This is a genomic window from Streptomyces sp. CA-278952 (genome assembly GCF_028747205.1).
In the GTDB taxonomy this organism is placed as follows: domain Bacteria; phylum Actinomycetota; class Actinomycetes; order Streptomycetales; family Streptomycetaceae; genus Streptomyces.
Genome location: NZ_CP112880.1, coordinates 5,627,814 through 5,646,229, shown reverse-complemented (window position 1 = coordinate 5,646,229; position 18,416 = coordinate 5,627,814). Strand labels below are relative to the sequence as shown.

Sequence of the window (18,416 nt, the reverse complement as noted above, 5' to 3'; positions counted from 1 at the left end):
GCGGCGCGGGTGACCGAGTCGCACCGTACGTGTTCGCCGGCGGCGCCCGGCCGGGCTGGCACAATGGCCCGACACATGTACGGGCGACACGAGGAGGCAGCTGTGGCCACGGCGCCGATCAGTGGCACGAACGCAGCGCCGGTACGCGGCCGGTCCACCCGGCAGCGGGCGGCGGTGGCGGCGGCGCTCGACGAGGTCGACGAGTTCCGCAGCGCCCAGGAGCTGCACGACGTCCTCAAGCACCGCGGCGACTCCGTGGGCCTGACGACGGTCTACCGGACCTTGCAGTCCCTCGCCGACGCGGGTGAGGTCGACGTCCTGCGCACCGCCGAGGGCGAGTCCGTCTACCGGCGGTGCTCGACCGGTGACCACCACCACCATCTGGTCTGCCGGCTCTGCGGCAAGGCGGTGGAAGTCGAGGGCCCGGCCGTCGAGCAGTGGGCCGAGATGATCGCCGCCCAGCACGGCTATGTGAACGTCGCGCACACCGTCGAGGTGTTCGGCACGTGCGCGGAGTGCGCCGCGAGCAAGGCGTAACGAGCGCAACACGGACGAGAAGAAGCGGGCCCGGAGCGTTGTACACGTCCCGGGCCCGCTTCTTTCACGTCACTTTCCGCGTCGCTTTCACGTCACTTCTTGGCGGCCTCAGCGGCTTCAGCGGCCTTGGCGGCCTTCGCCGCCTCCACCGCCTCCGCCCCGCCGAAGCGGCGGTCGCGCTGGGCGTACTCCAGACAGGCCCGCCACAGGTCCCGACGGTCGAAATCCGGCCAGAGAACGTCCTGGAAGACCATCTCCGCGTACGCGCTCTGCCAGATCAGGTAGTTCGAGGTCCGCTGCTCGCCGCTGGGGCGCACGAAGAGGTCCACGTCCGGCATGTCCGGGTAGTACGTGTACTTCGCGAACGTCTTCTCGTTGACCTTGGACGGGTCGAGCCTCCCGGCCGCCACGTCCTGGGCGATGCGCTGCGCGGCGTCCGCGATCTCGGCGCGGCCGCCGTAGTTGACGCAGAAGTACAGCGTCATCCTGTCGTTGTCCTTGGTCTGCTCCTGGGCGACCTGGAGCTCCTGGACGACGGACTTCCACAGCTTGGGCATACGGCCCACCCAGCGGATGCGGATGCCGAGCTCGTCCATCTCGTCGCGGCGGCGGCGGATCACGTCGCGGTTGAAGTTCATCAGGAACTTCACCTCGTCCGGCGAGCGCTTCCAGTTCTCCGTGGAGAAGGCGTAGAGCGAGAGGTTCTTCACGCCCATCTCGATACAGCCCTTGAGAACGTCCATGACGACGCCCTCACCGACCTTGTGGCCCTCGGTGCGCGGCAGGCCCCGCTCCTTGGCCCAGCGGCCGTTGCCGTCCATCACGACGGCAACGTGCTGGGGCACCAGCTCGCCGGGGATCTTCGGAGGCGTCGCGCCCGTGGGGTGCGGCTCGGGGGTCTTGTACGTGCGCCGGTTACGGCCGCCGAGGATCCCGCGTACTGCCATGAGCTTCTCAGTCTCCCTGTGTCACTTGGACCCACCGGCAATTGGGGGGCGGCGTCACGGGGCTGGGCACGCACATCTGCCGCGTTGTCGTCAATCACCATGGCTCCGCCATGCCTCAATCCTCCGCCTTGCAGCTGCACGCACCCAGCCCCGCTCCTTCTCCCACCCCCCAATTGCCGGTGGGTCCTATCCACGCACCGCGTCGTCTGCCCGACGCACCGCGTCACTTCTCCACGTACCGCAGTGAGCGCAGTCCGCGCTCCAGATGCCAGTGCAGATAGGCGGACACCAGCCCGCTCCCCTCCCTGACATGACGTGCCTCGCACGCGTCCGCCGTCGCCCAGTCGCCGCTGAGCAGCGCGCTCAGCAGGGCCAGGGCCTGTGCCGAGGGTACGACGCTGCCGGGCACCCGGCAGTCACCGCATATGACGCCCCCCGCCGCGACGGAGAAGAACCGGTTCGGTCCGGGCATTCCGCACTTGGCGCAGTCCTCGAAGCTGGGTGCGTACCCGTTGACCGCGAGCGAGCGCAGCAGGAACGCGTCCAGGATCAGGTGGGGGGCGTGCTCGCCCCGGGCGAGGGTGCGCAGGCCGCCGACGAGCAGCAGATACTGCTGGACGGCCGGTTCGCCCTCGTGGTCGGTGAACCGCTCGGCGGTCTCCAGCATCGCGGTGCCCGCCGTGTAGCGGGCGTAGTCGGCGACGATCCCGCCGCCGTAGGGGGCGATCGTCTCGCTCTGGGTGCAGAGCGGCAGCCCGCGGCCGACCAGCTCGCTGCCGCGGGCGAAGAACTGCACGTCGACGTGGGAGAAGGGCTCCAGGCGGGCGCCGAACTTGGATTTGGTGCGGCGCACCCCGCGGGCGACGGCCCGCACCCGGCCGTGGCCGCGGGTCAGGATCGTGATGATCCGGTCGGCCTCGCCCAGTTTCTGCGTACGCAGCACGACGCCGTCGTCCCGGAACAAGCTCATGGGTCCATTGTCGCCCACCCGGGGTCCGGACCGTGGCGGGCCGGCGGCAGAGGGAGGCCGGGAGGCTCTACGAGGGCGTACGGGCGGCTGCCGCCAGCAGGCGGGCGGTGTCGTCGGCGGGGAGCTGGAGGGCGCTGCCGACCGTGGTCAGGACCTGGCGCTCGGCGGTGCGGTAGGGCCCGTCGGCGAGCGCGATCCTGGCGCCCTGGAGGAGGACGGACTCGCGGCCGGCGGTGGCCAGGTGCGGGGCGAGCGGGGCCAGCACCTCGTGCAGCTCGATGGCGAGGGTCGGGCCGCAGGCCTCGGCGGCCGGATCGGAACCGGAGCCCCGTCCGGTGTCGGCGGCCAGCACCTCGGCGACGGTGAACAGCTGCTCCTGGGTGCAGTCGTCGAGCCCGGCGTCGCGCACGGTGGCGACGGCGGCGTCCAGGACCGTGCGGGAGGTGGCGCCCCCGGCGGCGAGGACGGCCAGGGTGACGGTGTGGACGGCCTCGCGGAGCATCGCCGAGAACCGGGTCGTGGTGGGGTGGTCCAGGGCCTCGGGGGCGTAGTGGGTGAGGCAGGCGGCGCACTCGACGACGGGCTCGGTCTCGCCCCTGCCGACCAGCGGGACGCCGAGGACGGTGAGGCGGCGGCGGCCGGTGAGCCGGCGGTAGTTGCGGTCTCCGCCGCAGCCGGGGCAGAAGAAGGCGCCGTCGCCGACGGCGTCCCAGATGGTGCGAACGCCGCAGAGGACCGGCCTCAGAGCGCGTTGTCCTTTGGCTGACCGCACGTCGCACACCTCCGTAACGCTCCGGCAACATTGCCGTGTGTTGGACGTGATGTTAGCCACACGTGCGATGCGGCGTCAGCCTCTGGGACGTCACAACCCCCGGATATGGCCGAACCCCGACCACCCGGGGCGGGTGGTCGGGGTCCGTCATTGCCGTCGTACGGGGTCGAATCGGACGTCCGTACGGGGAGGGGTACGCGAAGGCCCGGGAGGGGCCGGACGGGTCAGCGGGCCGCGCGGTTGACGGCGGAGACGACCGCCTTGAGCGAGGCGCGGGTGGTGTTGGCGTCGATGCCGATGCCCCACAGGACCTTGCCGTCGATCGCGCACTCGATGTACGAGGCGGCCTGGGCGCTGGCGCCCTCGCTCATCGTGTGCTCGGTGTAGTCCAGCAGCCGGGCGTCGATGCCGATGGCCTGCAGCGCCTCGAAGAACGCGGAGATCGGGCCGTTGCCCGTGCCGCTCAGCACGGTGTCCGTGCCGTCGACGGTGGCCTCGACGGTCAGGGTGTCCCGGCCGTCGGTGTCGGTGGTGGTCTGGCCGGAGCGCAGCTGGACGCGGCCCCATCGAGCCACAGCGTTCTCCGCGTTGGGCAGGTACTCGTCCTGGAAGGTGGTCCAGATCTGGCCCGGGGTGACCTCGCCGCCCTCGGCGTCGGTCTTGGCCTGAATGATCCGGGAGAACTCGATCTGCATCCGGCGCGGCAGGTCCAGCTTGTGGTCGTTCTTCAGGACGTAGGCGATACCGCCCTTGCCGGACTGCGAGTTGACCCGGATGACGGCCTCGTAGGAGCGGCCGACGTCCTTCGGGTCGATCGGCAGGTACGGCACGGCCCACTCGATGTCGTCGACCGTCTTCCCCTGGACGGCGGCGTCCCGCTCCAGGGCGTCGAAGCCCTTCTTGATGGCGTCCTGGTGGGAGCCGGAGAAGGCGGTGTAGACCAGGTCGCCCGCGTAGGGGTGGCGCGGGTGGATCTCCATCTGGTTGCAGTACTCGCTGGTGCGGCGGATCTCGTCGATCTGCGAGAAGTCGATCTGCGGGTCGACGCCCTGGGAGAAGAGGTTCATGCCCAGGGTGACCAGGTCGACGTTGCCGGTGCGCTCGCCCTGGCCGAACAGGCAGCCCTCGATGCGGTCGGCGCCGGCCATGATGGCCAGCTCGGCGGCGGCGACGGCGGTGCCCCGGTCGTTGTGCGGGTGGACCGACAGGCAGACGAACTCGCGGCGGGTCAGGTTGCGGGACATCCACTCGAAGCGGTCCGCGTGGGTGGAGGGCGTCGAACGCTCCACGGTGGCGGGCAGGTTGAGGATGATCTCGCGGCCCTCCTCCGGCTGCCAGACGTCGCAGACGGCCTCGCAGACCTCCAGGGCGAAGTCCAGCTCGGTGTCGGTGAAGATCTCCGGGCTGTACTGGTAGCCGAAGGTCGTCTCCGGGCCCAGGATCTTCTCGGCGTACTCCATGACCAGCCGGGTGCCGTCCACCGCGATCTGCTTGACCTCGTCGCGCGAGCCGCGGAAGACGACGCGGCGGAAGGTGGGGGCGGTGGCGTTGTACAGGTGGACGGTGGCCCGGCGGGCGCCGACCAGCGACTCCACGGTGCGCTCGATCAGCTCCTCGCGGGCCTGCGTCAGGACGGAGATCGTCACGTCCTCGGGGATCGCGCCCTCTTCGATGATGGAGCGGACGAAGTTGAAGTCGGTCTCGCCGGAGGACGGGAAGCCGACCTCGATCTCCTTGTAGCCCATCGCGACCAGCAGGTCGAACATCTCGCGCTTGCGCGCCGGGGACATCGGGTCGATCAGCGCCTGGTTGCCGTCGCGCAGGTCCGTGGAGAGCCAGCGGGGCGCGACGGTGATCCGGTTGTCGGGCCAGGTGCGGTCGGCGATGTCCACGGCCTCGTAGCCGCGGTACTTGTGGACCGGCATCCCGGACGGCTTCTGGAGCTGCGTCGCGTTGGTGATCGGGGTGGGGCGTCCGACGGAATCACGGGCGGGATTCACGGGGTTACCGGCAGGGTTCACGGTGGTCATGGCGTAGGGCTCCTCGGTCCAGCGGGGGTCGGCCGACTGTGTCGCTGCAGCACCAGACTCCGCGGGGAGGGGGTCGGCCTACGACTACAGGCCCTCGCCGCGGCAGCTAAGGAGAAGCAGCCCGAAACGCATGATGCGACGAGCGTAACCGAGTGTGGCCCGTGGTGTCGGTCCGTATCAGTATGCGGGACCGGGCATCGATGACGGGTAAACGGTGACTCATCACTCCATTTCGTCAATCATCGTCGCAACCGGTGACAGAGCCGTGACGGAGTGCCACAGTCGTTTTATGCACCTTCGAACCGACGGCGATCTCCACCCCGTCTTCTGCACCATCGTTCCGCCCCACGTCCTCGACCACCTGTCCCGGTCCGCCGACGCCCGGCTCGCCGATCCGGCCCGCCGCACCCTGGCCGCCGACGGCCTCCGCCGCGACCGCCGCCGGACGACGGCCCTCGCCGCCGTCCCGAGCACCCCCGGCGCGGGCGCGGTCCCCACCAAGCCCCACCGCACCCTGTACGACTGCCGGAACGGCACCACCCTGCCCGGCCGCCAGGTCCGCGACGAGGGCGACAAACCCACCTCCGACGCCAGCGTCAACCGCGCGTACGCCGGCCTCGGCGCCACCTTCGAGCTGCTGCTCTCGGCGTACGGGCGCAGCTCGATCGACGGCAAGGGACTGCCGCTGATCGGCTCCGTGCACTACGGCGAGGAGTACAACAACGCGTTCTTCGACGGCGAGCAGATGGTCTTCGGCGACGGCGACGGCGAGATCTTCCTCGACTTCACCGTCGCGGTCGACGTGATCGCCCACGAGCTGGCCCACGGCCTGACGCAGCACACCGCCAACCTGCGCTACGAGGGCCAGTCCGGCGCGCTCAACGAGTCGGTGTCCGACGTCTTCGGCTCGCTGGTGAAGCAGTACTCGCTGGGCCAGAGCGCGGAGCAGGCCGACTGGCTGATCGGGGCCGGACTGCTGGCGCCCCGGGTCAGCGGGGACGCGCTGCGCTCGATGAAGGCCCCGGGCACGGCGTACGACGACGACGTCCTCGGCAAGGACCCGCAGCCGGGCTCCATGGCGGACTACATCGAGACGGAGGAGGACAACGGCGGGGTCCACCTCAACTCCGGTATCCCCAACCGCGCGTTCCACCTCCTGGCCACCGCGCTGGGCGGCAACTCCTGGGAGCGTGCCGGGCAGATCTGGTTCGACGTGCTGACCGGCGGCGAGCTGACGGCGAACGCGGACTTCGCGGAGTTCGCCCGGCTGACGGTCGCGGCGGCGGGCGCCCGCTTCGGCGCGGCGGACGAGCGGGAGGCGGTCCTGAAGGCCTGGTCGGAGGTGGGTGTTCCGACCAAGGCGTGACCCGGCCCGCCGAGGAGGCGGGGTTGAACGCCCGCGCGGCCCCCGATAGACAGGACCCCATGCGTATTCAGGTCAGCCGGACCGGCGGCTTCGCCGGCATCGCCCGCCGCCATGGGGTCGACACCGAGGGCCGGGCGGACGCCGCGGAGTGGCACGCGCTCGCCGAGGAGGCGCTCGACTCCGCGCGGGACTCCCCGACGACGGGAGTACCGGACGGCTTCCGGTACGAGATCACCGTCGGGGACCGCACCGTGTACTGCGCTGACCCCGATCTGACCGGGGCCCAGCGCACGCTGATCTCACGCGTCCTCAAGGAGGGCGCGTGAGATCGGCACCTTCCCGCGGAGGACGCGTGAGACCGGCTCCCTCTGTCGGACGCCGCTGGAACCCGACTGTCGGACGCGGCTAGAACCCCAGCTTCCGCAGCTGCTTGGGATCGCGCTGCCAGTCCTTGGCGACCTTCACGTGCAGGTCCAGGAAGACCGGCGTGCCGAGGAGGGCCTCGATGTGCTTGCGGGACTTGGTGCCGACGTCCTTCAGCCGCTGGCCCTTCGGGCCGATGATGATGCCCTTCTGGCTGGGGCGCTCGATGTAGACGTTGGCGTGGATGTCCAGCAGCGGCTTGTCCGCCGGGCGGTCCGTGCGCGGCAACATTTCCTCGACGACGACCGCGATGGAGTGGGGCAGCTCGTCGCGTACGCCCTCCAGCGCCGCCTCGCGGATCAGCTCCGCGACCATGACCATCTCCGGCTCGTCGGTGAGGTCGCCCTCGGGATAGAGCGGCGGGCTCACGGGGAGCAGTGGGGCGATGAGATCGGCGAGCAGGCTGACCTGCAGGTCCTTGACCGCCGACACCGGGATGATCTCGGCCCACTCGAAGCCGAGCTCGTCGGCCAGCGCGGAGACGGCGATGAGCTGTTCGGCCAGCGCCTTCGACTCGACCAGGTCGGTCTTGGTGATGATGGCGATCTTGGGGGTCTTCTTGATCCCCGCGAGCTCCTTGATGATGTATTTGTCGCCGGGGCCGAGCTTCTGGTCGGCGGGCAGGCAGAAGCCGATGACGTCGACCTCGGCCCAGGTGGTCCGCACGACGTCGTTGAGCCGCTCGCCCAGGAGGGTGCGCGGCTTGTGGAGGCCGGGGGTGTCGACCAGGATCAGCTGCGCGTCGTCACGGTGCACGATGCCGCGCACCGTGTGCCGCGTGGTCTGGGGGCGGTTCGAGGTGATCGCCACCTTCTGACCGACGAGAGCGTTCGTGAGGGTGGACTTGCCCGCGTTGGGGCGGCCCACGAAGCAGGCGAAGCCGGCCCGGTGGGGGGAGGTGGTCTCCGCTTGCGCGGCAGCGGATTCTTGGTTCGGTCGAGCGCTCATGGCGACCATTCTCCCCGATCCCGGCGGCGCCGGAGCACAGTGGGCCGCGCGAGACCGGTCACGGCCGCCTCAGTCCGTACGGGTACGGCGTCTCAGTCCGTACGGGTACGGCGTCGGCGGGCCCGTGCCCACAGGGTCCCTCCGGCGGCGACGAGCACGGCCAGCACTCCGGCGAGGAGCCACGGCACGGCCAGGAACGTGACGGCCGCCGACTCCCGGGTCCCCTTCGCGGTGGCGGTGAGTTCGACCTCGGCCCGGTCCAGCTGCGGCGCCCCGTCCCAGGTCTCGGTCAGCCGGACCTGCTGGCGGGGCAGCAGCTCCGCGGGCAGCTCCGTCAGGCCGCGCCGCAGCAGGGTCCGGCCGAAGAGCCCCTCGGCGCGCAGGACGACGGCGGGGGCGAGGGTGACGTTCCCCCGGTTGTGCAGGGTGTACGAGACGACGGCGCGGCTCGTGCCGGTGCCCGGGACCAGGGGGCGGTCCTGCTCGATCCGGATGTCCTCGACGGAGAGCGCGGGAACGGTGGGCCCGTTCACCCGCAGGTGGATCCGGGCGCCGACGGCTCTGCGGACCCCGACGGCCAGGGCGCCGCGGCGGGTGGCCTCGACCCGTTCGTCCAGGGCGATCAGGGCGCCGGGATGGTCGCCCGGCTCGGCGTTTTCGGGGACGGTGATGGTCAGGGGCACGGTGACCGAGGCCTTGGGCCCCACGGTGACGGTCTCCCGGTCGGTGCGGGCCCAGGCGCCGACGGAGCGCTGCTTCTCGCTCCGGTCGCGGACCGCGAAGCCGCCGTCGCGCGGGGTGTTGTAGGCGTCGGCCGCGTACAGCCGCAGGGTCAGCGGCTTCGCGGTCTTGTTGGTGACGGTGACCCGGTCGGTGAGCGTGCTGCCGGGGGCGGCGAAGAGGTAGAGGGAGGGGCGCTCGCCGGACGGGCCGGAGGCCGGCCGGACGGACCAGCTGCCGTTGTCCGCCGGGTGGGCGGCGGGCGTGCCGAGGAGGAGCAGGGCAGCCGTCAGGAGGAGCACGGAGAGCTTGCGCACGGTACGGGACCCCCAGGTCGCGTCCGGGTGGAGTGGGCCGGCCGGGTGCGCGCCCGGCCCACGGTGGTGAGGCCGAGGGCCTCGGGTGCGGGCCGGTGCCTCAGGTGAGCGTGAGGGTCAGCACTCCCGCGTAGGAACCGGCCCCGGTGAAGGCCGGCACGTCCAGGGAGAGCCCCGCGTCGACGGTGAACTCCCCTCCGGTGGCCGCCCCGTCGGGTGTTGACGCCAGGGTGGCCCCGGCGCTGCCGACCGATCCGGCGCTGCCCGCCGCGCAGGTGCTCGGGCTGCCGGGCTTCGTGGCGCAGGACGGGGTCCAGTCGAGGGCGTCGGCGCTGATCCGCGCCCCGCCCGGGCCCTTGAAGTCGGTGACCTTTCCGGTGAGGGACCAGCCCGCGGGACCGCCGCGGAAGTCCTCGACGGTCACCGTGCGCAGGTCGCCGGTGGAGGCGCCGCCCCGGCCGAAGTCGACCCCGGACAGCTGGACGCTGTCGCCGGCCTGGGTCATGGACAGGGTGCCCGCCCGGACGGTCGTGGTGAGCTGCTGGCTGCCGTCCGGGATCTCGCCGCCCCCGATGACGGTGTACGCCAGCGGTCCGGCGCCCTTCGCCGCGTCCCAGGCGCCGCCCTCGTAGGCGACGATGCCGGTGGTGGCCGGGTCGCTGACGGCGAGCCGGGCGGTGAAGGCCCCGGATCCGTCGGCGGTGGCCGTGGTGGTGTCCCCGGTCTGCGCGCCGCCGTCGCGGCCCGCCACGGTGATGCCCGCGCCCGGGGTGAACTTCGTGCCGGTGACGGTGACCTCGTCGCCCGCCGCCCCGGAGGCGGCCGAGAGCTGGACGGTACGTTCGTTGACCTGGCCGCCGCCGGTGGCGACGACGGTCTCCGACACGGGGGCGGGCGGGGCCGTCACCGTGCAGGGAGTGTCCAGCTCCATGATGTAGCTGGTGTGGATGTTGTAGTCGCCGGGCGACAGGGTGATCGCGCCGGGCGCGGTGACGGTGAACGTGCCCGTCATGGAGAACGACGGGAAGGCGCCCTTACCGGGGACCGGGGGGTTCTTCTTCGGCCCCGCGACGGTGACGTCGCCGCTCTGCGCGCCATCGAGGGTGACCTCCCCGGTCGGCGTCATGATGTCGGCGGGCAGGGCCAGGTCGACCGGGTTGCTCGCGGCGGGCACGACCACGGTGTAGGTCACGGCGACGGTGTCCCCGACCTGCGGGGTCGCGTTGTCGACGGTGATCTGCGCGGTCGTGGTGCCGTCGATGGGCGGGATGCCCGCGATGGGCGGCGGGATGCAGTGGGTGGGGAAGTCCACCGCGACGGAGGCCGTCGCGGCGGCCTGCGCGGGACCCCCGAGCAGTCCTCCCCCGGTGACGACGAGTGCGGTGATGCCCAGGGCGGCGGCCCAGCGGCGCCGCGGTTCGGTGGATCTTCGCATGGTCGGTCGCATGAATTCGGTGCCCTCCTGCGGAAAGCGGTACGGCGGCTCTTCCGTACCGGCAGGGGGCCATTGATGACCCGGGCGAAAAAGAAGTCAATGCAGACGAAACGCGGTGACTGATGGGCCATCAGATGCTGTCAAGATCGGCCTGCCGAGAACACTCCGCTCGGGCAGGCCGGCCCGTCCCGAGGCCTGGGCGCCCCGCCGTCACTCGGTCGCTCGTCCCGCCGTACGGCCGCTCAGCCCGCCGTGAGGCGGACCCGCAGCGTGCCGTCCGGGCCCGCGAGCAGCACCGGGGTGTCCGGTCCGCCGAGGTCCCGCACCGCGGCCCGGTCGTCGTCGGAGGGCGTCTCGGCGGCGGAGACGACCGCGGCCGCCTCCAGCGAGGTGGCGCCGCTGGCCACCGCCATGGCGACGGCGGTCTGCAGGGCGCTGAGCTTCAGCGAGTCCAGCGCCACCGTGCCCGCGACATACGTACGTCCCGTCTCGTCGCGTACGGCCGCGCCCTCGGGCACCCCGTTGCGGGCACGGGCGCTGCGCGCCAGGGTGACGATCTTGCGGTCCTCGGCGTCGAGCTCCGTGGTGTCGGTCATGGCACGAGCATACGAAGCGGGCGGGGGCCCTCACAGGTCGCCCCGGTCACCGGGAGCGTCCGGCTGTCCCGGACCGGTCGCCCCGGCGCCGTACGCGTACGCGCGTCCCCTACGGGCGGTCCAGCCGCAGCCGCTCCGCCTTCCGGAGTTTGGCGACCACCAGGTCGTAGGAGTCCTCGACCAGCTCGCGCAGCAGCCGGTCCGGGACGCCGGAGACGGTGACCGTGTTCCAGTGGCGCTTGCTCATGTGCCAGCCGGGCACGATCGCGGGGTGCGTCTCGCGCAGCCGGATCGCCTCGTCGGGATCGCACTTGAGGTTGACGGTGAGGGGCCGCCCGTCCAGCGCGGTGAGCGCGAACATCTTGCCGAGGACCTTGAACACGGAGATCTCCGGACCGAACGGGAACTCCTCCACGCTCGCGTTGAACTCCAGGCAGAAGGCCCGCAGCCGCTCCGGCGTCATTCCGCTTCCTTCTCCTCGGTCTCCTGGTGCTCCGGCTCCACGAGCACGGTGACGATCTTGTTCCGGCGGCCCGCGGGGGATTCCGCGGTGAGCCGGAGCCTGCGGCCGTCGGGCAGCTCGACGGCCGCGGACGCGCCGGCGATCGGGACCCGGCCGAGCGCCTTGGCGAGCAGGCCGCCGACGGTCTCCACGTCCTCGTCGTCGTACTCGTCGAGGCCGAAGAGGTCGCCGAGGTCCCCGATGTCGAGCCGGGCGGTGACCCGGTAGCAGCCGTTCCCCAGCTCCTGGACGGGCGGCAGCTCCCGGTCGTACTCGTCGGTGATCTCCCCGACGATCTCCTCCAGGATGTCCTCGATGGTGACGATGCCCGCGGTGCCGCCGTACTCGTCGATGACGACCGCGACGTGGCTGCGGTCCCGCTGCATCTCGCGCAGCAGGTCCCCGGCGTTCTTGGTGTCGGGGACGAAGGCGGCGGGGCGCATCGCGGTGGAGACGGGGTCGGCCTCGGACTCGCGGTTGATGTGCGTCTTGCGGACCAGGTCCTTGAGGTAGACGATCCCGACGATGTCGTCCTCGTTCTCGCCGGTGACCGGGATCCGGGAGAAGCCGGAGCGCAGGGCGAGCGTGAGGGCCTGCCGGATCGTCTTGTAGCGCTCGATGGAGACGAGGTCGGTGCGCGGCACCATGACCTCGCGGACCAGGGTGTCGCCCAGCTCGAAGACCGAGTGCACCATGCGGCGCTCGTCGTCCTCGATGAGCGACTCCGCCTCGGCGAGGTCGACCATGGCGCGCAGCTCGGCCTCGCTGGCGAACGGGCCCTTGCGGAACCCCTTGCCGGGGGTCAGCGCGTTGCCGACGAGGATCAGCAGCTGCGGGATCGGCCCCATGATCCTGGCCAGCGGCACCAGGACGTACGCGGATGCCGTGGCCGTGTTCAGCGGGTGCTGACGGCCGATGGTGCGCGGGGAGACGCCGATGGCGACGTAGCTGACGAGCACCATCACGCCCATCGCGACGGCCAGCGCCTCCCAGGTCTCGGGCAGCTCCTGGAGGCAGGCGTAGGTGACGAGGACCCCGGCCGACATCTCACAGGCGACCCGCACCAGCAGGGCGACGTTGAGATAGCGGGTCGGGTCGGCCGCGATCTGCGCCAGCTTCGCGCTGCCGCGCCGGCCGGACCGGACCGCCTCGTCCGCCCGGAAGCTGGAGGTGCGGGCGATACCGGCCTCCGCGCAGGCGGCCAGCCAGCCGACGACGACCAGCAGCACGGCACCGATGATCAGGGGCGCGCTCACGAGACGGTGGGGGCGGGGGACGCACCGGTGAGCCCGTGCTCCCCGCGCCAGCCGTCCACGATGGCGGCCTGGAGACCGAACATCTCGGCCTTCTCGTCCGGCTCCTCGTGGTCGTACCCCAGCAGGTGCAGCACTCCGTGGACGGTCAGGAGCTGGAGCTCCTCGTCCATGGAGTGCTGCGTCGGGGCCTCTTCGCCCTGCTTCTTCGCGACCTCCGGGCAGAGCACGATGTCACCGAGGAGCCCCTGCGGGGGCTCCTCGTCGTCCTTGGCCGGCGGACGCAGCTCGTCCATCGGGAAGGACATGACATCGGTCGGACCGGCGAGGTCCATCCACTGGATGTGCAGCTGCTCCATGGCGTCGGTGTCCACCACGATCACCGAGAGCTCGGACAGCGGGTGGATCCGCATCCGGGCCAGTGCGTAGCGGGCGATGTCGAGGATCGCCTGCTCGTCGACCTCGGTTCCGGACTCGTTGTTGACGTCGATCGACATGGTGCGCTGCGACTACTTCCCTTTACGGCGGTCGCGTCGGCCGTCTTCGCGGCCTTCCGCCTGACCGTCCTGCTGACCGTTTCGGCTGTCGTACTTCTCGTACGCGTCGACGATACGGCCGACGAGCTTGTGCCGGACGACATCCTGGGAGGTGAGCCGGGAGAAGTGCACGTCGTCCAGGCCCTCCAGGATGTCCTGGACCTGCCGCAGCCCGCTCTTGGTGCCGCTCGGCAGGTCGACCTGGGTGACGTCACCGGTGATGACGATCTTGGAGTCGAAGCCGAGGCGGGTGAGGAACATCTTCATCTGCTCGGCGCTGGTGTTCTGCGCCTCGTCGAGGATGATGAACGCGTCATTAAGAGTTCTACCCCGCATATAAGCCAGCGGCGCGACCTCGATCGTGCCCGCCGCCATCAGCCGCGGGATCGAGTCGGGGTCGAGCATGTCGTGCAGGGCGTCGTAGAGCGGGCGCAGATACGGGTCGATCTTGTCGAACAGGGTGCCCGGCAGGAAGCCGAGCCGCTCCCCCGCCTCGACCGCGGGCCGGGTCAGGATAATCCGGCTGACCTGCTTCGACTGGAGGGCCTGGACGGCCTTGGCCATGGCGAGGTAGGTCTTGCCCGTGCCGGCGGGGCCGATGCCGAACACGATCGTGTGCTCGTCGATCGCGTCCACGTACCGCTTCTGGTTGAGCGTCTTGGGGCGGATGGTGCGGCCGCGGTTGGAGAGGATGTTCTGCGTGAGCACCTCGGCGGGCGTCTCGCCCTGGGGGTCCCCCTGCCCGCTGCCGGCCGCCCTGAGCATGGCGATCGACCGTTCCACTGCGTCCTCCGTCATCGGCGCTCCGGTGCGGAGCACGAGCATCATCTCGTCGAACAGGCGTTGGATGAGAGCGACGTCGGCGGCCTCGCCCGTGGCACTGATCTCGTTGCCCCGGACATGGATGTCGGCCGCCGGGAAGGCCTCTTCGATCACGCGCAACAGCGAGTCACCCGATCCCAGGAGCATCACCATGGGGTGTGCGGCCGGGATCCTGATCTGGGCACGCGCCTGCGGCTGTGTGGGTGTCTGAGTCATGGGCCGGCCCTCGGGCCTGCGCATACCTCCCGTTGCAGGGTTCTCGCTGCTCGACAACCTCTGGACCACCAAGCCTACGACCTGGCGGTGACAACGCGGAGTGCTTTTACCGCCCGTGTGTGCGACCCGGGTCGGCGGCCGCTCACTGGCGGAAGCCGATCGTGGGCACCGCGCGCCGCAGCGGCCAGGCGCGGGCCGTGGTGGGCAGGAGGTCGTCCAGGAAGGCGTAGCGCTCCAGGGCGGCGGGCTCCTGGCCGGCGCAGGTGCGGATCAGCTGCCACCAGGCGGCGATCTCGGCCCAGCCGGGGGCGGAGAGCGAACCGCCGAACTCCTGGACCGAGAGGGCGGCGGTGAGCCCGGCGAAGGCGAGCCGGTCGGCAAGCGGCCAGTCGGCGAGGGTGCCGGTCACGAAGCCGGCGACGAAGACGTCCCCGGCGCCGGTGGGGTCGAGCGCCTCCACCTCGATGGCGGGGACGGCCGCGGCGGCGCCGGTGCGGCCGTCCACCGCGTACGCGCCCTCGGAGCCCAGGGTGACCACGGCGAGCGGGACGCGTTCGGCGAGCGCGTGGGCGGCGGCGCGCGGGCAGTCGGTGCGGGTGTAGCGCATCGCCTCCTCGGCGTTGGGCAGGAACGCCTCGCAGTGCGCCAGGTCGGGCAGGGCGTCCAGGTCCCAGCGGCCGGTCTCGTCCCAGCCGACGTCGGCGAAGATCAGCGCGCCGTTGCGGGCGGCGGTGGCCACCCAGGGCTCGCCCCGGCCCGGCGTGAGCGAGGCGATGGCGGCCCGGGCACGCGGCGGGCAGTGCGGGAAGGCCGGGGCGGGAGCGGCCTGGACGGGTGTTCCAGCGGGAACGCCGGCCCCGGAGGACGTTCCGGTCGGAGGGGGTGCCTCGTGGCCGTGCGAGATCATCGTGCGCTCGCCCTCGTACGCCATCGAGACGGTGACCGGGGAGTGCCAGCCGGGGACGGTGTGCGACATCGACAGGTCGATCCCCTCGCCCTGTTCGAGGGCGTCCCAGCAGTACTCCCCGTAGTGGTCGTCACCGAAGGCGGCGGCGAGGGAGGTGTGCAGGCCGAGGCGGGCGAGGGCGGTGGCCATGTTGGCGACGCCGCCGGGGCTGGAGCCCATCCCCCGCGCCCAGGACTCGGTGCCGCGCACGGGGGCGCTGTCCAGGCCGGTGAAGATGATGTCGAGGAAGACCGGGCCCGTCAGGAAGACGTCGCAGGCGGGGTCCCGGGGGGCGCGCAGCGCCCGCAGCGGGTCGATGCCCGGAGTGTCTGTGCTCACCGTGCGCTCCCGGTGTCGTGCGGCGGATCTCGGCCGGATCCGGACCGTGTGAGGTGCGCCCAGTCTGCCCGATACGCCCGGGCGAACGCAGTGTCCACGCCCATGTGTTCGCAGCACGCCTGACCTGCATAAACATGCGCTAATACCCGGGGTTGGCCTCCATAAACACATAAGTGGCTCAGATCACAGCGGGGCGACTTCCGGGGAGCTGGAAGCGCTTGATACAAATTGCCCCGCGAGCACCTTCGGGGACCTTCCCCGACGAGAGCCGCATATCTCAGCATTCCGCTGTAAACCCCTGCCATACCCGCGTGCCGTCGCCTGCCTCGCATGCGCCGCTCGCTCCGCTGTGCCCCGCTCCACCCCTCCCCCTCCCCCCTGCCTGCTCAGGCATGTCTTCAGGAACGCCCATGTCCTCGCGCCCTGGTGCCGCGTGGCCCCTGGTGGCCGTGTTCACCGCCGGTTACCTCGCCTCCTACCTGCTCCCCACCATCGTCGGCCGGCTCAGCGCCCAGCTGGGGCTGAGCCCCGCCCAGGCCGGCCTGGTCGGCAGCGCCCTGCTCCTCAGCTCGGCCGGTGCCGGCTTCTCCCTGGCGGGCCGGGTCGAGCGGTACGGGGCACGCACCCCGGCCCGCCTCGGACTGGTGCTGGCCGCCGTCGGTTACGGGGGCGCCGCGCTCGCCACGTCCGTGCCGCTGGTGGTGCTCGGCGTGGTCGTCGGCGGCTTCGGCTCCGGCACGGCGACGGCGGTCGCCGCCGCCGGGATCGCCGCCCGGCGCGACCCGCACCGGACGTCCTCGCTCGGGCTGCTCACCGTGTCCGCCACCGCGGGCGTCCTCTACCTGACCATCCCCCACCTGGGCGGCGGCCACCGGCTTCCGTTCGCCGCGATCGCCCTGGTCGCCCTGCTCGTCTGGCCCGCGACCGCCCGGCTCGGCGGTACGACGACGGCGGAGGAGTCGGCCTCCCCGGTCACCGGCCGGCTCCCGCACCGCCGCTCCGGGCTCGTCCTGGCGGGCGGCATGCTCGTCTGGTCGATGGCGCAGAACGCGCTGTGGGGTGTGAGCAGCCGTATCGGCGTGGTCCAGGTGGGGCTGTCCGAGGTCACCGTCGGCGCGGTGTTCGCCGCGGCGCTCGGCGCGGGGCTGCTCGGTGTGACGGGCGCGGGGATCCTCGGCGCGCGGCTCGGCCGGGCGGTGCCGATCGGGCTGGGGACCCTGGTCATCGCGGCGAGCATCGTGCTCAGCTCATCGGCCCGGGATCTCGGATCGTTCGCGACCGGCGAGATCGTGTGGAACACCTTCTATCCGGTGGTCCTCTCCTACCTCATCGGTCTTGCCGCTTCCCTGGACATACGCGGTCGCTGGGCGGTGCTGGCGGGCTCCGCCTCCTCCGTGGGCGTGGCCTGCGGTCCGCTGCTGGGCAGTGTGCTCTCCGAGGAGGCCGGCTATCCGGCGATGGGGCTGATCCTGGGGGCGGCGACCCTGCTGGTCGCCGCCCCGGTGACCGCCGTGGCGCTGCACACCGGCGGCCGTCCGCTGGTGCCCGGTTCGGTGCGTCGTCGCGGTGGCGCCCCGGCCGCCCTGCTCGCCGCCACCACCGGAAGCCTGTCCGGCGCGGTGCCGAAGCTCGGCTCACCCGAGCAGGCGGTCACGGAGCTGCGGGTGCCGGGCCTGCGGCGGAGGCGGCTGGTGCGCAGCGCGATCCGGACGGCCGGTCCGGACGGCGGTTCCGGTCAGTCGAACGCGTACGCCTCGACCTCGGACAGGTAGCGCGCCCTGCGCTCCTCGTCGTGGTCGAGGAAGGCCGCCTCGAAGGAGTTGCGGGCCAGGGTGCGCAGCTGCTCCGGTTCCAGGGCGAGCGCGTCGCGGACGGCGTCGAAGTTGTCCCCGGCGTACCCGCCGAAGTAGGCGGGGTCGTCGGAGTTCACCGTGCAGTGGAGTCCGGCGGCCAGCATCGCCGGCAGGGGGTGGTCCGCGAGCTTGTCGACCGTGCGCAGCCTCACGTTGGACAGCGGGCAGAGCGTGAGCGGCACCCGGTCGGCGACCAGCCGCTCCACCAGCTCCGGGTCCTCCATGCAGCGCAGCCCGTGGTCGACGCGCTCGACGCCCAGGACGTCCAGGGCCTCCCTGATGTACTCCGGCGGGCCCTCCTCGCCCGCGTGGGCCACCTTGCGCAGGCCGAGGGCGGCGGCCGCCTCGTAGACCTCGCGGAACTTGGCGGGCGGGTGGCCGACCTCGGCGGAGTCCAGGCCGATCGCGCTGATCCGGTGCAGATACGGCTTCGCCGCGTCCAGGGTGCCGAGGGCCGATTCGGCGGACAGGTCGCGCAGGAAGCACATGATCAGCTGGGTGGAGACGCCGTGGGTCTCCTCGCTGCGCTCCAGCGCCCGGCCGATCCCCTCGATGACGGTGCCGATCGGGACGCCCCGGGCGGTGTGGGCCTGCGGGTCGAAGAAGATCTCGGCGTGCCGGACGCCCTGGGCGGCGGCGCGGGCGAGGTAGGCGTCGACGAGTTCGGCGAAGTCGTCCTCGGTGCGCAGGACGGCCATCAGCGCGTAGTACAGGTCGAGGAAGGACTGGAGGTCCTCGAACTCGTAGGCGGCGCGCAGTTCGTCGGTGGTGGCGTAGGGCAGGGCCACCTCGTTGCGCTCCGCGAGGGCGAAGGCCAGCTCGGGTTCGAGGGTTCCTTCGATGTGGAGGTGGAGTTCTGCCTTGGGGAGGTGCACGGTGTCTCGCAAA

The 18,416-nt window shown here is 71.6% G+C and carries 18 protein-coding genes; 4 read left to right on the top strand and 14 right to left on the bottom strand.

From position 1 onward, the window contains the following. Nucleotides 1–102: 102 nt before the first annotated feature. On the top strand, nt 103–537 hold the full coding sequence (locus tag N7925_RS25225; RefSeq protein ID WP_003969280.1) for a Fur family transcriptional regulator: 435 nt from the start codon (nt 103–105) through the stop codon (nt 535–537). A 92-nt stretch (nt 538–629) separates the two neighbouring features. Here N7925_RS25225 and N7925_RS25220 read toward each other — a convergent pair whose 3' ends face one another. The 4 genes from N7925_RS25220 to leuA form a co-directional block, all read right to left on the bottom strand. Then, nucleotides 630–1,484: an isoprenyl transferase gene (locus N7925_RS25220; RefSeq protein WP_265601716.1), complete on the bottom strand. Its 855-nt coding sequence runs from the start codon at nt 1,482–1,484 to the stop codon at nt 630–632. A 223-nt stretch (nt 1,485–1,707) separates the two neighbouring features. Then, nucleotides 1,708–2,454, bottom strand: a complete 747-nt coding sequence (gene recO, locus N7925_RS25215) for a DNA repair protein RecO (protein WP_265601715.1) — start codon at nt 2,452–2,454, stop codon at nt 1,708–1,710. Between the two features lie 67 nt (nt 2,455–2,521). After that, the gene (locus tag N7925_RS25210; protein WP_265601714.1) at nt 2,522–3,226 is read right to left on the bottom strand and encodes a TerB family tellurite resistance protein; all 705 of its coding nucleotides are present in this window, start codon (nt 3,224–3,226) and stop codon (nt 2,522–2,524) included. Nucleotides 3,227–3,450: 224 nt separating this feature from the next. Continuing rightward, complete coding sequence (gene leuA, locus N7925_RS25205) at nt 3,451–5,256, bottom strand: 2-isopropylmalate synthase (RefSeq protein ID WP_274345242.1); 1,806 nt, start codon at nt 5,254–5,256, stop codon at nt 3,451–3,453. 289 nt (nt 5,257–5,545) lie between these two features. Here leuA and N7925_RS25200 point away from each other — a divergent pair, with 289 nt between their 5' ends. Both N7925_RS25200 and N7925_RS25195 read left to right on the top strand, forming a co-directional pair. Continuing rightward, nucleotides 5,546–6,622 carry a M4 family metallopeptidase gene (locus tag N7925_RS25200; protein ID WP_265601712.1) on the top strand — a complete coding sequence of 359 codons (1,077 nt, stop codon included), beginning with the start codon at nt 5,546–5,548 and terminating at the stop codon, nt 6,620–6,622. A 59-nt stretch (nt 6,623–6,681) separates the two neighbouring features. Then, a complete protein-coding gene (locus N7925_RS25195; protein ID WP_274345241.1) occupies nt 6,682–6,948 on the top strand; it encodes a protealysin inhibitor emfourin in 267 nt (88 codons plus the stop codon). A gap of 79 nt (nt 6,949–7,027) precedes the next feature. On the opposite strand, the gene era is transcribed toward N7925_RS25195, so the two are convergent. The 9 genes from era to N7925_RS25150 form a co-directional block, all read right to left on the bottom strand. Next, complete coding sequence (gene era, locus N7925_RS25190) at nt 7,028–8,002, bottom strand: GTPase Era (RefSeq protein WP_265601710.1); 975 nt, start codon at nt 8,000–8,002, stop codon at nt 7,028–7,030. 83 nt (nt 8,003–8,085) lie between these two features. Further along, nucleotides 8,086–9,030, bottom strand: a complete 945-nt coding sequence (locus tag N7925_RS25185) for a WxL protein peptidoglycan domain-containing protein (protein ID WP_274345240.1) — start codon at nt 9,028–9,030, stop codon at nt 8,086–8,088. Nucleotides 9,031–9,130: 100 nt separating this feature from the next. Next, the gene (locus N7925_RS25180) at nt 9,131–10,465 is read right to left on the bottom strand and encodes a beta-xylosidase (protein WP_274345239.1); all 1,335 of its coding nucleotides are present in this window, start codon (nt 10,463–10,465) and stop codon (nt 9,131–9,133) included. Between the two features lie 242 nt (nt 10,466–10,707). Beyond that, on the bottom strand, nt 10,708–11,061 hold the full coding sequence (locus tag N7925_RS25175; RefSeq protein WP_265601707.1) for a cytidine deaminase: 354 nt from the start codon (nt 11,059–11,061) through the stop codon (nt 10,708–10,710). Nucleotides 11,062–11,170: 109 nt separating this feature from the next. Continuing rightward, complete coding sequence (locus N7925_RS25170) at nt 11,171–11,524, bottom strand: MmcQ/YjbR family DNA-binding protein (RefSeq protein WP_274345238.1); 354 nt, start codon at nt 11,522–11,524, stop codon at nt 11,171–11,173. After that, nucleotides 11,521–12,819 (bottom strand): hemolysin family protein, encoded by a 1,299-nt coding sequence (locus N7925_RS25165; protein ID WP_265601705.1) that lies wholly within the window; start codon nt 12,817–12,819, stop codon nt 11,521–11,523. The genes N7925_RS25170 and N7925_RS25165 overlap by 4 nt, the downstream gene beginning before the upstream one ends. After that, entirely contained in the window at nt 12,816–13,313 is a 498-nt protein-coding gene (gene ybeY, locus N7925_RS25160; protein ID WP_265601704.1) for an rRNA maturation RNase YbeY, read from the bottom strand. Before ybeY ends, N7925_RS25165 begins: the two co-directional genes overlap by 4 nt. Before the next feature lie 12 nt (nt 13,314–13,325). Further along, the gene (locus N7925_RS25155; protein ID WP_274345237.1) at nt 13,326–14,390 is read right to left on the bottom strand and encodes a PhoH family protein; all 1,065 of its coding nucleotides are present in this window, start codon (nt 14,388–14,390) and stop codon (nt 13,326–13,328) included. 142 nt (nt 14,391–14,532) lie between these two features. Further along, complete coding sequence (locus N7925_RS25150) at nt 14,533–15,675, bottom strand: carbohydrate kinase family protein (protein ID WP_274345236.1); 1,143 nt, start codon at nt 15,673–15,675, stop codon at nt 14,533–14,535. A gap of 410 nt (nt 15,676–16,085) precedes the next feature. Here N7925_RS25150 and N7925_RS25145 point away from each other — a divergent pair, with 410 nt between their 5' ends. Continuing rightward, nucleotides 16,086–17,447: an MFS transporter gene (locus N7925_RS25145; RefSeq protein ID WP_274345235.1), complete on the top strand. Its 1,362-nt coding sequence runs from the start codon at nt 16,086–16,088 to the stop codon at nt 17,445–17,447. On the opposite strand, the gene N7925_RS25140 is transcribed toward N7925_RS25145, so the two are convergent. Further along, nucleotides 17,411–18,403, bottom strand: a complete 993-nt coding sequence (locus tag N7925_RS25140; RefSeq protein WP_274345234.1) for an adenosine deaminase — start codon at nt 18,401–18,403, stop codon at nt 17,411–17,413. The two genes, N7925_RS25145 and N7925_RS25140, sit on opposite strands and share 37 nt — an antisense overlap. Nucleotides 18,404–18,416 lie beyond the last annotated feature (13 nt).